The following is a 297-nucleotide window of genomic DNA, read 5'->3' as shown; positions in this document are numbered from 1 at the left end:
GATGCCTGGCAGTTCCCTACTCTCACATGGGGAGACCCCACACTACCATCGGCGCTACGGCGTTTCACTTCTGAGTTCGGCATGGGGTCAGGTGGGACCACCGCGCTGTCGCCGCCAGGCAAATTCTGTTTTATCAACACGTCCTGCGGACGCATCGATTAATCTGTATCAGCTGAAAATCTTCTCTCAAATCCGCCAAAACAGCTTCGGCGTTGTAAGGTTAAGCCTCACGGTTCATTAGTACCGGTTAGCTCAACGCATCGCTGCGCTTACACACCCGGCCTATCAACGTCGTCG

Annotated in this window: 2 rRNA genes; both read right to left on the bottom strand. The window is 54.5% G+C overall.

Annotated elements, in window-relative coordinates:
• Positions 1-3: 3 nt before the first annotated feature.
• Positions 4-119, bottom strand: a 5S ribosomal RNA gene (gene rrf, locus CWM54_RS27940).
• A gap of 97 nt (positions 120-216) precedes the next feature.
• Positions 217-297: ribosomal RNA gene (locus CWM54_RS27935) — 23S ribosomal RNA — on the bottom strand; the annotation flags it as partial.

It is taken from the genome of Klebsiella sp. D-Nf1, from assembly GCF_002810515.1.
GTDB classification, from domain to species: Bacteria; Pseudomonadota; Gammaproteobacteria; order Enterobacterales; family Enterobacteriaceae; genus Klebsiella; species Klebsiella variicola.
This window is presented reverse-complemented; position numbering and strand designations above follow the sequence as displayed.